Annotated in this window: 14 protein-coding genes; 4 read left to right on the top strand and 10 right to left on the bottom strand. The window is 47.4% G+C overall.

Going from position 1 to position 15,383, the window contains the following annotated elements; all coding sequences use genetic code 11:
• Nucleotides 1–413 precede the first annotated feature (413 nt).
• From ACODR9_RS12585 to ACODR9_RS12595, 3 genes are all read left to right on the top strand, one after another.
• On the top strand, nucleotides 414–785 hold the full coding sequence (locus ACODR9_RS12585) for a hypothetical protein (protein ID WP_488809660.1): 372 nt from the start codon (nucleotides 414–416) through the stop codon (nucleotides 783–785).
• 41 nt (nucleotides 786–826) lie between these two features.
• Nucleotides 827–3,475: a hypothetical protein gene (locus tag ACODR9_RS12590; RefSeq protein WP_488809662.1), complete on the top strand. Its 2,649-nt coding sequence runs from the start codon at nucleotides 827–829 to the stop codon at nucleotides 3,473–3,475.
• A 214-nt stretch (nucleotides 3,476–3,689) separates the two neighbouring features.
• Entirely contained in the window at nucleotides 3,690–4,061 is a 372-nt protein-coding gene (locus ACODR9_RS12595; protein ID WP_488809663.1) for a hypothetical protein, read from the top strand.
• Between the two features lie 24 nt (nucleotides 4,062–4,085).
• Here ACODR9_RS12595 and ACODR9_RS12600 read toward each other — a convergent pair whose 3' ends face one another.
• The 3 genes from ACODR9_RS12600 to ACODR9_RS12610 all read right to left on the bottom strand — a co-directional run bounded on the left by ACODR9_RS12600 (nucleotide 4,086) and on the right by ACODR9_RS12610 (nucleotide 7,433).
• Nucleotides 4,086–4,793, bottom strand: coding sequence for a hypothetical protein (locus ACODR9_RS12600; RefSeq protein WP_488809664.1), 708 nt, complete (start codon nucleotides 4,791–4,793; stop codon nucleotides 4,086–4,088).
• Between the two features lie 17 nt (nucleotides 4,794–4,810).
• Nucleotides 4,811–6,607 carry an ATP-dependent helicase gene (locus tag ACODR9_RS12605; RefSeq protein WP_488809666.1) on the bottom strand — a complete coding sequence of 599 codons (1,797 nt, stop codon included), beginning with the start codon at nucleotides 6,605–6,607 and terminating at the stop codon, nucleotides 4,811–4,813.
• Nucleotides 6,608–6,704: 97 nt separating this feature from the next.
• The gene (locus ACODR9_RS12610) at nucleotides 6,705–7,433 is read right to left on the bottom strand and encodes a hypothetical protein (protein ID WP_488809667.1); all 729 of its coding nucleotides are present in this window, start codon (nucleotides 7,431–7,433) and stop codon (nucleotides 6,705–6,707) included.
• Nucleotides 7,434–7,523: 90 nt separating this feature from the next.
• On the opposite strand from ACODR9_RS12610, the gene ACODR9_RS12615 reads away from it, so the two are divergent.
• A complete protein-coding gene (locus ACODR9_RS12615; protein WP_488809668.1) occupies nucleotides 7,524–7,769 on the top strand; it encodes a hypothetical protein in 246 nt (81 codons plus the stop codon).
• On the opposite strand, the gene ACODR9_RS12620 is transcribed toward ACODR9_RS12615, so the two are convergent.
• From ACODR9_RS12620 to ACODR9_RS12650, 7 genes are all read right to left on the bottom strand, one after another.
• The gene (locus ACODR9_RS12620; RefSeq protein WP_488809669.1) at nucleotides 7,756–8,532 is read right to left on the bottom strand and encodes an EAL domain-containing protein; all 777 of its coding nucleotides are present in this window, start codon (nucleotides 8,530–8,532) and stop codon (nucleotides 7,756–7,758) included. The two genes, ACODR9_RS12615 and ACODR9_RS12620, sit on opposite strands and share 14 nt — an antisense overlap.
• Nucleotides 8,533–8,541: 9 nt before the next feature.
• Nucleotides 8,542–9,219 (bottom strand): hypothetical protein, encoded by a 678-nt coding sequence (locus tag ACODR9_RS12625; RefSeq protein ID WP_488809670.1) that lies wholly within the window; start codon nucleotides 9,217–9,219, stop codon nucleotides 8,542–8,544.
• Nucleotides 9,207–9,749, bottom strand: coding sequence for a YcbK family protein (locus ACODR9_RS12630; protein ID WP_488809672.1), 543 nt, complete (start codon nucleotides 9,747–9,749; stop codon nucleotides 9,207–9,209). The genes ACODR9_RS12625 and ACODR9_RS12630 overlap by 13 nt, the downstream gene beginning before the upstream one ends.
• Nucleotides 9,750–9,885: 136 nt before the next feature.
• A complete protein-coding gene (locus ACODR9_RS12635) occupies nucleotides 9,886–10,197 on the bottom strand; it encodes a DUF5710 domain-containing protein (protein WP_488809673.1) in 312 nt (103 codons plus the stop codon).
• 2,031 nt (nucleotides 10,198–12,228) lie between these two features.
• Nucleotides 12,229–12,732: a hypothetical protein gene (locus tag ACODR9_RS12640; RefSeq protein WP_488809674.1), complete on the bottom strand. Its 504-nt coding sequence runs from the start codon at nucleotides 12,730–12,732 to the stop codon at nucleotides 12,229–12,231.
• Nucleotides 12,733–12,743: 11 nt separating this feature from the next.
• Nucleotides 12,744–13,817 (bottom strand): type II secretion system F family protein, encoded by a 1,074-nt coding sequence (locus tag ACODR9_RS12645; protein WP_488809675.1) that lies wholly within the window; start codon nucleotides 13,815–13,817, stop codon nucleotides 12,744–12,746.
• Nucleotides 13,817–15,376: a GspE/PulE family protein gene (locus ACODR9_RS12650; protein WP_488809676.1), complete on the bottom strand. Its 1,560-nt coding sequence runs from the start codon at nucleotides 15,374–15,376 to the stop codon at nucleotides 13,817–13,819. The genes ACODR9_RS12645 and ACODR9_RS12650 overlap by 1 nt, the downstream gene beginning before the upstream one ends.
• Nucleotides 15,377–15,383 lie beyond the last annotated feature (7 nt).

The following is a 15,383-nucleotide window of genomic DNA, read 5'->3' on the forward strand; positions in this document are numbered from 1 at the left end:
AAACGCTCCTAAAAAAAAGAGGGTTCCATCCCCAATGGGAATAGAACCCATTGGGTAGTGTGCAAAGCACACAGCTATGAATAAACGACTCCAGGCCACCGATGCCAAAGCATAGGAGGCCAGCGGTAGCCGGAGTGGAAGATTCAATCCAGCAAGGAAGCTGGAAGAAGAGAGACGAAGTGTCTCTGGGGGTAAATGCGTGTGCGAACACGCGTCCAGAAGGAGAAGACAGTATATGTCAGTCCATATACTCATACAACTAGCGACCCATGCATTATCTCTCTATTGACCGTTGGTCATCTCACCTCTAATCTAATGATTCATCTTGCTTTTCCCTTGCGTACTCATGCGCACTTACCCTCCCCTTCGGGCATGTCCCGTTTGGGTGCATGCCTTCTTCTCGAAAGAATGTCATGCTGAATCAAACACACTTTTCCAAGCTTTTTTGTGACACCAACCGCGACGAAATACAGGCTGTGGAAGCACAAATCCTCACCATCTCTAACCAGTTACTGGATGCACTCTCTAACGACCCATCATTTAGCGATGTAGTCATCTCTACTCTTCGGCCTACACTGAAGACTGACGGTCTGCGTGGTTTTTTCGTTGCCATTCGCTCAACTGCTGGTCACATCCAGGATCAAACTATCCGAACACTCTTCTGGCGCATCATCGACGGAATTGGATTCCTGACAGATTCCACAAGCACCGAGTGGCGCTATCTTACGCTTGAGCAACGCTTAAAGTACCTTGAATTCGCCAAAGCTGAAGCCTTCGGCTCATAACCATCATCCAAACACAAGCCACCTTCGGGTGGCTTTTGTGTTTGAAAATTATTGTAACAAAGTTGATTGACAAAAAATTCAAGTGGATGATTATCAAGGGATTTTATGCTCAAGCTTGGTATTTTATATTTCATGATTTCGCTGAAAAATTGACCTTTAATTGCATTAGGGTAAAAGGGTTACTTTTTCGGAGAAACACCATGCACCACCGTAACGATTTCCTTGGTACACCATCAGAATATTCTGGTAAGCAACTACGTGCACTTTTGAATTTGAATGGATTTGAGAACTACGAAGAGGCATTGGTAATAAAGATACCGAAAAAGGAGTTTGCCCCTTTCTATTTTATAGAAAGGTATGGAGCGGGGCCGTTATCTCCAGGATTAAAAAGAAGCAGAGGTGCATTCGCTGCGTACTTTAGCATGAGCGTCCCCACATGGGGATCAATGCTATATAAAGCAATTACAGACCGAATCAATATTCGTGGCACAAAGGATAACAACCTGCTCTCTATGGCAGTTCAGCTACCTCATCTTATTCTTCTGCATAAGCTTGGTTACATAACAGAAAACGGTGCCACTGATAAAACCATAGAAAAATCTGAGATATTTACTAATCTTGCAACCATCCTGAACAAGCTACCAATTGAAGTTCAACTAGCATCTCAGCAAGATTTGATAAAGTTTGCAGCTCAATGGCCTTTCTTCATTGAAGGTCTTTCTTATCTATCGAGCAGATTGGAACAGAGCAATTTAAGCTCAGATGAAATAAACGACTTGGTAACCATATGCTGGGCACTTTTTGCGATTTCGACAATTACACCTGATTTTCATGGCATTGATATACTCATTCGAATGCTTAATAGAAGCAACGAGGATAACACCTTACGGCTAATCCAGGCTTCGAAGACAAGAATCTCATATCCGAACGACTTGTTGAGCAGTACGCTTGATAAAGTGTTGATCCACCACTTTAGCGACACACTTGAAGAAGGAATAGCTATTGCTGGCTGCACTGATGATCGCGAATTGTGCGGCTTTAGTTACTTGCGGCAGTTTAAATTGAATGAATCTAAGGACCTGATTCGGGATACTTCCGAGGTAATTATTCAAACATTATCTGACGCTCACAAGATTTTGAATTGTAAAAGCCGTGCATCAGTACTTTGTAAAGATACATCGGAAATGTGGCATCCAAACCCACTTCAATTCTATCCTTCATCTTATTTCAAATTTGGTATTAATGAAGGCACTGGAAAATCTCTGATCCAAGGGGATACTGACAAACAATATAGCGCGCACAGTGATTCAATAATCGACAAAAGAAATTCGATTATTGATTTTATCGAAACTGTTGATGTGATGCTGCCTCACGCAAGACATTTTGCATCAAGCGCTATCAAGCAGTCTTTTTACGCACTGGATAGCTACAAATTAATTATTGAATTGGATGGGTTCAAGCCGAAGAAGATTTTATCCAGCATCGGCGAATACATTGATGCTGTAGATAACGCATCATCTGACGCGATTCTGCAATCGTGTAAATTTGAAGTTGATTTCGCCAAGATAGCTGCCGATTTACAGAAAGAAATTGAAAAATGCACGGAAGAAATTTCTGCACAAGAGTTCAATCGCAGCGCGTATTTGGAACTTCTTACCAAAATCCGTCAACTGGTACAGGCTATATTCGATTGCAAGACGAACATAGATCAAGGCTTAATCGAGTTTATTATTGGGCAACTAGCAAGATCAAAGGGCATCGATGAGTGCGCATCGAAAGCACTTGCAGATGCACTACGAAAATTTGACATTTCCAACATCGAATCAGTTGCAAACGTTACCGCCCAAGCTTACCTTTTCCTCAATACTGACTGTGACTTACACCTTGATCCATCATCCTTTGCTGCTGTCATTGAAGGGAATTTGCTAAAAAGAACACAGCCAGCCCAGGACCTTCTCAAGTCAGCCGTGGATGCGCTTTCCCCCTCAGAGGAACCTATCAGCCTCTTTGAACCGGGTGGAACATCTCCAGGCATTAGCCAAGATGATGTAGATCGACTCACTCGGCAGATTCATGCGGCAAACGGACAACTAGAAATCAAAGCTGATCTGCTACAGTCCGTTCGCGAAGAAAGGTCGAGACTTCGCGCTGAAAACGTCGAACTCAAGAAGCGTCTATCAAATGTTCAACGGCCGGCCATCGTCCAGATCCCACACAACAGAGACATCATCCGCCAAGGCGTATCGAATATGCTTGAAGGGAACAAATCCTTGGTTCGAACTCTGGATGTCCTCGGCGATTTTTTTAGAGACCAGATTGAGTTCCTACCCTCAGCAACGGCCTCAGTGAGTGAGTATGAACGTGGTGACATCAACGCCTTAGATCTAATCGATATCATCACGAAGCTCGCCACCGAGTACCTGCCCGCATTTCTTGTTGGTGGCGACGTGAAGGCTCGCCATCTGCTGGGCAACAACTACAAGGCAGAAGAGTCAGACAGCGTCCATGCGATTGAGCGCATGCGTAAGGAACGTGAGTTCATCGTCGATGGTGAATCGGTCCTATTTACCAAGCACGTCAGCATCGGCCGGTGGTTCCGTCTTTACTTCCGAGTGACTGAAAATCTCGGCTCTGGCCGTCACATTCAGATCGCCTATGCTGGTCAGCACATGACAAATACAATGACATGAGGGTATTTAACTCCCTTTTTGGAGGAAAAAGATTCAATAACCTATTGATATATAGGTTCTTTACATATCTTTATACTCTATTAGGGGAGTTACACCCCTTTTTCCCGAGTGTAAACAGTCAGAGGACATCTTAGAATTTCTCAACACCCAAATAAACGTGAGTTGAGAGATGAGACCAGGTCGGGAAGCACGAATTGAAGAGATAACACTGTTCATGGAGTTAGCTGGTAAGCCTGTATCCGTAAAAGATCTGGTAAAGCAAATTCAGGGAAGTGAAAACACGATTCGTTCCGACCTACGCATCATGATGTCTTATGACAATGCTCATGTAGCTGACACAATCAAGATTGATGGTAAGCGTTGCCTCAAATATGCTCTCGGCCCCGGAACACTGAAAACCCGCGTGGTTACTCGCAGTTCGTTCACTCGCCAAATACCTGACACCCTCAAGCGTCGGATTGATGATGCAATGGACCGGGGTGTTTCACGACTCGTACTTTCAGGCCTGTTAGTCTGGGACCGAGAAACCGGTATAAATCCTGAAGCAATCAAGAACGCCTACAAGTTTGGGAATGAAGCCCAATAAAAAAGCCCCCGCAGGGGCTTTTTTTTATGCTTGCATTACTGCCGCAAGATCCATATCAAGAAGGACCTTATCCTCCTCTGGAGGCAGTCGGCTGAGCCCGGTCATGTCATAAACCGTAGTTACAGTGCCATCATCATTTACCGTAATCTTTTTCGCGAACCCACTGATTACCACTTCAAGATTCATCTCATCAGCACTTTGAATGACAATCCCGTCATTGCTGAACGTTCTAATCACCATGCCAGGCTTACCATTGTTGATGACTGATTGAGCAGTCAACATATCCGGATCGCCCTCCCCCTCATAAACGTACGTGGTAAGGGATGCAAGGCCTGCTTCCGGATCGAGGAGCACCCTCGCCTTACCTTTCGGCTCAAGATACCCCTGACGCAGTTTCTCGTTGTACTCCTCCCGGGTAAGGCCGGCCATCGAGTCTTCAAGACCAGGAAGAAAGAGTTCGCGGTCCATCGTGACACCAGCGAAGCCATTGGGAGTGGTGTTATCCATGACCTCTTTCCACGACACTGATGCCTGTTCTATCACCTCTTTCACTTCATCTGCGGACAGGCCTAGCTTCTCCCCTACGCTCTTCAATTGCCGTTCGCCTAGCACCTCTGCCATGGCCAGAATCAACCGCGGGTACTGTACTTCTACCAGCTCACGAGTTTGGGTATTGTGGACTGCCGCACGGAGTCCAGGGATGGATTGCTTTGATCGGTTGAATAAGGACATCAGTCATTCCCTTCGCTTTATTTTTTCTTGATCTTGACCAGATCGATCATCTTGGATTCTGTAATGAAGATACTTGGCTTGCCTACGTAGGAAACGTGCAGATTTTGCTTTGCTCTAGTCCAAGCAACGTATACAAGCCGGCGCTCCTCATCGATAGGTGACATCTCACCTTCTGGACTTATCGATGGGCACACCCCCTCTTCTGTAGCCATGCACCATACAGTGCCAAACTCAAGGCCTTTGGACGCATGCATGGTCATCAAACGTACGACTTCATCATCTTTCGTTGAGTTGTCTTTGCGCTTCGTGACCAATTTGATGCGGCCGGCAAGTGAACCCTGAATACGATTCGCCAGGGTCGAAATGCCTTTTTCAAGTCGCTCTCGTTCATGCCGCTTGTAATGTGGTTGGCCAGAAATCCAAGCGCCAACAGAGTTGATGACCTGTGGGATTCGCGCATCCTTGAGCAGTCGTAACCAACCGTCAGCAATCCGGCAGAGTTCTTCCGCAGACTCCCGCCGTACCTTATCGGGCTCGACATCCTCTGGAATCTTGCCTACACGGTTAAGCCGAGAGAACTTGCCATTGGTGGTATGCCGTATGTGGTCGATCAGCTCGTTTGACCAGCCAATGTCCCCAAGAGTAAGTTCCAGTCCGTCTGTCTTATTCCCGCTAAGAGACTTGAGGGCCAGGGTCAACGTTGACAGCGGAGGTTGCGACCATATATCACGCGTTCCAGCAAGCTGGTAATCAATTTGACGAACAGCCAACTCGTTGGCTAGTTCACGTAAAAGGATATTGTTTCGTGCAAGGACAACCATAGACTTCGGTGCCACTTTCCACATTTGGACTTCGTCTTCTTCGTGCCACCGGCCTTCCATCGACAGGATGTGATCCGCGATTTTCGAAGACTCATCATCTCTGTCACTGCAGGGTGTACAGAAAACAGCACCGCCAGTCCCGAGGCCGGCAATCAGTTCCTTATCTACACGATCGGTATTGTGTTCGATCAGTGTGCTTGCGTAATCAAGGATCTCTTTCTTGCAACGGTAATTGACCTTCAAAGTTACTTGGGTCGCTCCAGTTGCCTCCTTGAACTTCATCATCCCGCCATAGCCGAGTGCATGACGGAAGCCGTAGATTGACTGATCATCATCACCCACGACCGTAATCTGGACGCCACGCTTTGCGTGCTCCAAAGCCCAGTAAAACTGTATTTGGTCAGTATCTTGGTATTCGTCGATGATCAGATAATCAACATTGAGTGGTGGGACCTTACTCTCACGCATACCTACCATGGCCATCCGGATCAGATCGTTGGTATCACAGTAGTGATACTTTGCCAGGAGCTTTTGGTATTCGTGGAAAACCCTTTCCGCAACCAATGATTCTGCGATGAGATCCAAAGATGTCTTTGTGTTCTCAATCATCTGCAGAGCTTCCGCCACCTTAAGTTCAGGCACATCAGCGGCAACGATAGCCCGCTTTACAAGACTGGTCTGCTCAGCGCCCATGACAAGCTTAGGCTTGTTACCGGCTTTGTTAAGCTGAGCAATTGCATGGCCATGAAACGTACCAACATCAACACGAGTTTCGAAAACCTTGTCACCCACGACCTTGCGGATTCGTTCAGATAGTTCACCCGCTGAATCTCGCGTGAAGGTCACTGCCCCTACTCGCGAACCAGGGTTCTGGATCAGCAAGCGCTCTATTTTATCGACGGACAACTTGGTCTTGCCTGCACCAGGGGGCGCGACAACAAGCGTATGGCCATCCGAGTCCACAGCCATCTGTTGTTCAGTGTTTAGCGACATTGGGGATCATAGAGAGAGGTGGATAGCAAGGCGCGTGTGCGGGGATACCGACACACGCGCTCGATGGCTTGACTGCTAGTTACCCGGCAGCAGCCAATTAGGCCGGTACTGCTTCTTCGGCATTTGCCTGCGGAGCATTGGCCAACAGGCCAGATACAACTGCTGCTGCATCAGCATCGTTTTCATGAGCCTGCTCATCGGCGCTGGATACCGGGCCGGTTTCTTGCAGCGCGTCGTCCAGGACGGCTTGCTGTTCAGGCGGCAGATCCTTACGGCGCTTGTTGGCCGCACCGTTGATTTGCAGGAAGGTGGTATGAACGGTGTTGATCGGCTTGCGCAGGATCTGCTTGATTTCCTCTTCGAACTTGGCCCGTTCATCGTTGGATACATCGCCATTCAGCCACATGGAGGTGTACAGCTCGTGGCAAGTGTCGGCCTTGATGAACAGTTCGATCAGGCTGACCGACTGAGGAGTTGTGAAGGGGACTTCGCCGGCGTAAGTGCGGGTATGACCGTCAACGTCAGGTGCGTTGGTGTCATTGCGAATGTGATTGATCTGGGTGAGCTTTTGATCCAGCCGGTTGTGACCGGTTTCAAGCGCCTTGGATACCAGCGCTTCGATTTCGCCACTCTTCTCCGGGATGACAAACGGAGTGAAAATCATCAGGGAGTACAGTTCCTTCATGGCCTGAAGGATGCTGCGTTGGAACATTTTATGAACGACCGGGCTCTTCAGCTCCACATGACGCAGTCGGTAGTAACCACCCAGCTTGGCTTTCCAGTCACCGATATTCAACGGCATTACATTCTTGCTATCTTGGCTCACATCGAATCCTTTCATCTGTTGACGTTGGGCAAGTGAGTGTTATCTTGAACCTATTCAATCTTTCTTACGGCGCACTAAAAGGGGAGTTACATGGGTAATGGAACGAATAAAACGGAAGTTCAGGGTGAAACTGATTCCTTTGGCAAGGTAATCGGCCGTTACTTCGACGCACAAATATTTGATAAGGTTAAGTTCGAAGGGAGGGAGTACCAATTTAAATCGGTTACAACCATTGCTGCATTTGAGGTAAAGGGGATGGAAAGCCAGATCATTCGACAAAATGAGGAAATGAGACAAAGGCAAGTCGCTATTGTTTACGAGCCTATGCAGAAATGACGGAAGAGTTCAAAATTGCACCAACCAGTGCAGACTCCTTCATAGGTCTGCCACTCAGGAATCCTTGCCAATACAAGACGCCAGGCAGCGCCCTTAGTGTTGATAATTGATCTGCTGTTTCCACGCCTTCTGCGGTAACAGATATACCCAATTCATTTGCGGTTGAGATCATTGATCTCACTATCGCATCACCTTTGGGCGTGCCAAGAAGCCCTACAAATGACCTGTCGATCTTGATGCCATCAACGTCAAAGGTGACGAGATGAAACCAACTGGACGTACCGGTCCCAAAGTCATCCAGTAGGAATTTAATTCCGTACATCCTCAAGACGGCAACAGGATCATACGGCGCTACGCCTGTCATTACTTCTCCACGCTCTACAATCTCTAAGATGAGCCAGGTTAGGGTTGTTCCTTGCGCAAATTTCCGGCGCAAATATCTATAAAACAATTTCGACTTAAGCAGGTTCAGCGAGATATTCACACTAAACACAGGACCAGTCGGCATAAATTTTTGCGCCTGCCGAAAGGCAGCAATTTTAGAAATTGTGTATCTTAGCAAGCGCAACTCAAGACCAGGATCATTTTCGACCTGTTCAATAAAAGATGCAGGTGATAGTTCGCCTTGCTGGGGGTGCTGCCAGCGAACCAGAACCTCATAGCCGTAAACTGCATCTGTTGCTATCTCGTGTATTGCCTGATAGCGCAAATCAATTTCTGAGCAGTGTATAGCCCTTAGGATTCGTGATCTTGAGTAAGCCATTCATGTTACCTAACGAGCGTAGTCCAACTGCTCTTTTGCAAACTCTTCGCCAAAGCCAGACTCAGTCATCAAGCGGATGAGTCCTGATTGACGGTCGAGATACCAGCATGCAAACAATCTGCCACCATCTTCAGTTGTTGCGTATGCCGTATGAACGGCCTTATTTCGCTTGGTCAGCACACCTCGATCAATAGCAATTTGCTGGAAATCCACAAGCTTCCCCCGCGGACAAGTACCAGTAAAGAGCGTGACCTGTGCAAAAGGCTGGCCCGATGTGATCGAATAGAGAGCCCGTCCCTGCCTTTTGGTGCGCCATTTCAGTTTTGGCTTCGGTGGTGGACGAGAAGTGACACTTGATTGATCCTTCACAACTTGTTGAGCCTGCCCAACACCTGCAACAGCCTTTGGATCTGCGCTCGGCGTCAGAACTGCGGGCATTTGCACTTGAGAAGGTGCTTGCTTCCCCCCGGCCTGCGTAGCAGGTGCAGATTTACCCTTCTGAGTTCCCATCAGATCAAGCCCATCAGGCGCAGGCAAGCCTTCATTCTTCAGCGGATTTTTGGCTGTCTGATTTGAAGACTGGCCAGAGCCAAGGCCAAGCACAGCTGGCGTCACTGCAGCATTCGCCACTGATGCCAGGCCCATGAAAAAAATGAAGGAAAAAGTGCTTTTAATTACCCGCGCCATGTACGCAATCTACCTCTATCAACATGAATGAAACCTTTGTCTCGATAAATCCCGACACCACCGCCTTGCAGGTAGAGTGCAAGCCTTGTCAAATAATCAACCGGGACACCAGGTATAACAATGTCAGCCGCAGCACCACGCATATGCCAGGAGTTTCGCGCACCTCCCTCAGCTGCATTCGTCTGAGGGGAACGATATCCGCTGTTCAGATGGATAGGCCGATCTTGGCCATAGGCACCGAACCATCCTTGGATGCCGCGCAAAATATCAAGGAGAACCACGTCCATCTGAACAGTCATGCCGACATGGGTGTCACGCATCACATGACAGATCTTCACGTACTCCTCAGGAATCAGTTTCCCATCCGCAAAGTACGTTGCACGTACCTCCTCTTTCGTCCGGGAATTAATAATGTGTAGCGATCGGGGCTCGGACCAAAAGTCCGCAGCAAACGAATCAAGGGGCAAGATGAAGGGAAGCGTTGCAGCTACTGCACCTACCTTCAAAAAGTCTCTTCGGGATAGTTCCATCACACAATTTTGCTTTAGCGTCAAACAGAAGTCCGACCAAGAAACCCATGTAACTCCCCCTATTGACCAACGAAATGAAAAAACCCGGCGTTTGCCGGGCTTCGTGGTCTTAAAGAGCCAATGGTTAGGCTGACTGTTACGACTTTATCCAACGCCGGAATGGCACCAGATTCTTAAAGGGCGGAACAAACCACTTCCCTCGCGCCTTGTCCAGTTGCGCCCCCAGCATCGAAACTTGCGCTCTCTCTGCATAGGGCACCACTAAGTAAACAGGCTCACACATACCACGGCGATCATAGATGTCATTCAACTGCTGACTCATTTGATCGATATTTCGTTTGACATGCTCAGCCCGGTCAGCATCTTGGATGTCTGCCAACGAAGTACGTAAGTTCCGGATTGATGCACGCAGGTATGCCTCTCTGTCGTTTATCCGAGTGGCTCGCATGAAGTCTCCTTCAGTTTTACGGACCACCCAGCGGGAGGGCCCGCAAGGGTTAAAAAAAACGCCCTAGCAAATGCCAGGGCGTAAGTTGACTACATATGTCAACAGGTCAAGTGCATCTAACGATGCGGGGCAAAGATGGTTTCTGAAGCATCGGTGCTTTAGAAACCACCCGAGGGTGGTTAGATATCACGGACCATTCCAGGTGCGAAGTACGCAGTTGCAGCCATCAGAATCGATGCAACAAAGCAATTCCCTGCAGGAGCATGCATGGAACTACCGTATGCAGCCAAGATGAACAACAAAATGGAAGCGATAAGGGCAGTCAGACGAATCAACATAATGAACTCCATGGGGCTAGAAACCGAAGACACCTCTTGAAGTGACTTTGGTTTCCAGCCCCACAGAGGGGGCCAGGTGTTAAACAGTTGCCTTGCGGTAACCGTAAGCGGACATGGCGCAAGCCACGATGCCTACCGGGTTGCAAACAACAGAAACAAGGGAAACGCCCAACAGCAGACCGAAGGTTTTTTTCATGGTGCTCTCCAGAAGAAAGAGAGTCCATTCCCAACCGGGAATGGACCCGGGTGGGTTAAGGTAAAAGTTATGCAGGTTTAACGGAAACGATGATGACTCGGCCATCAAGAATAATATGATGCACAATCGAACCGTTAAGTTTGCGGGTAAATTCCATTTTAAAGCCCCCAAAATGCAAAAAAGGCCCGTACCCGAAAGGGTAGGAGCCTTAAGAAGTCTCAAAAAGAGACCGTTTAAAAAAACTGGTAGATGCTGAAACGTCAGCTCGTTAGTCGCACGAAGACGACAGGTGAAACATGCCACGAAGGGCTTTGATGCAAAGCATCAAATGAGTCTTCAATATACACAAAGCTAACCATGAGTACAAGTTGTTTAGCTTGATTTTTGGGAAATTACTATAACCGTTTTTCCATCCGCAATGTAAGACGGAAAACTGAATGAATATGTACCGTTCACGGTGTAAAGATAACTACCATGCTTTACCCCACCCCAGATTGACCCAGCTCCTACCCTTTCGATCATTGAGGGCGTTAAGGTAATACCAGAGGCAGTTTCCGCAGTCACAAAGACAGTAGCACCGTCCGAGCCAACGTATGCCTTAAAGCATGAAGCACTATTACAACTGAGAGGACTGTATGTCACACCAGGCATTACAGTCGATACAGCAACAGATTGCTCCGGATAAATCTGAGTGCTGGCCGTAAGTGTGTTGTTTGCCATGTAATACTTAAGCTGCGCAAGATACACAGTCAAGTTAAGAACAATAGTCTTATAGGAAGTCGATACATACGGACTTGCCGTTGCATCCAGGCAAGACGAAGTCTGCTCACAGGACGAATAAAGAGTCGAGTGAGGCGGCACGGTAGATTCCGTGCCATTGAACATATAGCCGAAAATGACCATTGACAGGAATCCGGCAACGAACAATGGCCACATGACTAGCCCTCCAAAAAATTACATGAATGAAAAATCAATACTCACGGAACCTGACGTTCCGCATTTCGATGCTGCATTGCTAGAAGATACCGCCGGTGTGTAGCCACCAACAGAAGTCCATGAAGTCTCCGCAGCCAACATTACCTTCGGACATGTGTCAGAGGGCATGCATACAGTAATAACGGAAGCTGTTGGCGTGGATAAATCAACTGTGAACGTAACATCGGTTGTCGATGTTGCAGTTTCACCTGATAAGGACATATCAGAGGGTAAGGATTTCGAGCCGCCCAATGCAGAGCCTGTAACGGTCGAATAATCAGCCTGAAGACCAAGAAGGGAACTCATTCCAACACGAATTCCGTTCAGGTATTTTTTAGCCTGAGACGCGGTACTATCCGACTCGCTTGATGTATACATCATCACAGAGCCGTAAGCACGCTAAGTGCAAAAACACTATACAGCAAAATTCCCATCAGGGACGCACCCCGTTGGTAATTCTTTAACATATTTACACTCTCAAGTTCACAGGCGCAAGCAAAAATGCCTGCGCCTGTAAAATACTTAGTTACTGAAAACAAAATCGATTGTGGTCGAGCCAGAAGTACCGCACTTGGCAGCAGCGTTGGTAGTACTAATAGGAGGCGTCAGAGTGCCAACGGTTGTCCAGGAGCTGTCCATTGCAGTCAAGACTTTTGTGCAGATATCGTAGGGCATCGTCACCTGAATATCAGCGGTAGTGGTCATGGTGCCCAGGGCGTAGGTCACACCGGTTTGCGATGTTGCAGTACTACCCGAAACAGTCAAATTCGACGGAATGGACTTGTAGCTGCTGAGTTGCGACATGGTGATAGTCGAATAATCGGGTTGAACACCACGCAAAGAATTTAGGCCGGTACGGATACCACTCAACTCTCGCTGAGTAGTAGTCACGTTGCTGCTCGACTTGGAACTGGCATACATCATCACCGCACCGATCAGCACAGCCAAAGCAACCACGCTATAAAGCATGAATTCCGTCAGGGAAGCACCCTTTTGGGCCTTATCCATTTGATTCTTGATTTCCATCTTTCCCTCGCTTAGTTGAGTTGTTGCATGACAGTACCGATTGTTGAGGTAATGCCACTCATAATTAAAGTTACGGTCATCATTACACCTGCCGTTGCGACCATTCCAAGCAACCCGATGACTTTGCTCATTTTCTTGACGGTCTTTGCTTTACCTTCGGTCCAACGCTTGTATTGCGCAGGAAATTTGGTAACCAAAGTGGAACTGCCGTCATGAAGCATGATCAACATAATGAGTTTCACATCCGGAAACTCGTTACCCGTCATGTTTAAAGCTTCACCCAGGGGTTTACCGGAATTCAAAGCTCTAACTACAGGCCTTAGCATAATTTTTGAATAAGGCGTGCCTTGATTCGCCAAGTCTTGCACAACGTCCAGCTGGTTTTTATCGGTCTTCATCAATGAGATGAGAGAAGCAACAAAAGCCATCGCCATGTCCATCTTGTAAAACGACCACGGCGGGAGCTTGTCAAGATATTTTCGAAGCGATCCGGTGTAGTAAGGCAAGGATATGACCACCAACACCGCGAACACAACGGCAAAAAGCACCAGTAAGTACCAGTATTCAGCAACGAAATGGGCAATTGCGTATAAATGCTGTCCAGAGGCTTCCCATTTTTCGACAGGAACCATCCCAGATATCTGCGGGAATACTTGCGTTCCGTAGATATAAAATAGCCCCAAAATGCCCAGCATCAGAAATGCGGGATATGCAACCGCACCCACCCACTCAGCGCGAAGGTTTCCAGACTCCTCGATAAACTTGACTACAGTCGAAAGGCCATCAGCAAGTTTGCCTGCATCTTCCATTGACCTTAAGATTGTGAACTCCAATGGTGGAATCCATTGCTGCATTGCAGCGGCAAGTGTTGCGCCCTTCTCAAGTTTTCTATAAATATCATTGACCACAATGAATTTTGCATCAGACTTACTCACCTTCTGCATGATCAACTGGTGCCGGTATTTTTCTACCGCTTTACTCAGGTTCATCGAAGCCAAAAAGTCTGCAATAGAATCATATAAGTCGATTCGCTCCCCTGCCCCGAACAGCATTTTGGCAAATGCATCTTCGAATTTTTTATTCATCAACGCACTCCTGTTCGCATTTTTCTTGTAATTTCTGGAATGTCTTGATATACGGGACCAAGAGTGAAAACGACATCGCGATAGTCAACAATACCTTCAGCAAGTTTTGTTCTCGCATGAGCATGCTGAGTCAAAATACCGTTCTCACGCATGTACCGCCTCATACCTGCTTTGTCGTTGACTTTTGCGAGACTCATGAAGTCTTCATTCGTTACGACAACTTCAGCGACTACTTCACGACCACGGTAGCCACCACGGCAGCAGTTGCAACCTTCTGGGTTTGCAAATCGGAGCTGCGCTGGGTCAATATATTCCGTATGTTGAACACCCTCCGCCATTGCAAGAATCCGAGTTATATCTGCCTTATCAGAGCCATGGTATTCATCCCATGGGACCGAGCAGTTACTACACAGGACCTTAATCAGACGTTGGGCGATCATTCCAGGAATCATCTTGTCGTCACAGACCAAATCCCTGTTTACACCAATCAGTTCAAGACGGGGAATAATCGACGGTGTGTCAAACGCGTGAATGGTTGACCACACTTGGTGACCAGTAAGCGAAAGATTTACAGCGCTCATCACCGATTCGAGATCGCGAAGTTCGGAAATCATGGCAACATCCGGGTCCATACGCATCATTGCCTTTACCGATTGCGCATAGGCTTGAGCGCGATTGCTACCTTCACCTTTTGCAATCATTTGCTTTGCTGAAGCAATGATGAATTCAACCGGATCTTCAACAGTCAAAATATTTACTCTACCGCTGTGATATGCGTATACCTCTTCAAGTGCGCACGCCAGCGTTGTCGATTTACCTGAGCCAGTACCACCGGCAAAAAGAATGATCCCGATCGGGAGTGTCAACAAATGCTTTAGGTCGCGCTGCTGAGTTTGGTGATAACCAAGAGCTTCAAAAGTCTTGCTAGTCCCTTTATAAAGAAAGCGACCTACAAGGTAATGTCCATTAAGGATCGGACCGTGTGCAAGACGAATACCATACAGTTCGTCAGGAAGATATTTTCGGTCAATCGATCCATCACCAGGCTTTGTAATATCAAACGTCGAATCAGAAGCGTCCGACATCGCTATATACATTGTCCGCATCAACTCGACACCGACCTGCGAACTGAATGACTTTACTGGATGTTGATCCAGATCACCCATTACCCGGAAGGTAATTTCACCCGTTCCTCTGACCTCATCAACCTTGAAATGGAAGTCAGAAGCATCACGCTTTACGCCTAATGCGATGATATCGTTTACTTCTGACTTCTCGTTGTTTCCATCAAGTTCAGTTATTGACTGACGTACTTCTACAGCGTGCGTCTCCGAGTGCTTACGAAAGTCCTCGGTAGTTACAACATAGTCTTCAATGCTAAACTTCATTTTCAGTCGTTTGATGTATGACTGAACCTCAATTTGGTTTTTCCCCTGCTCTGTGCAGATCAAACCCTTCTCGGTAACCTGCAGATGTACACGCATTTCTTGAGGAATCGATGCGAGTACTTCTTTTACCATTTCCGGCGGCAACTGACTGACAGTAGAACGATGCGGCATGATTGCT

Source organism: Aquitalea sp. FG25 (assembly GCF_057809375.1).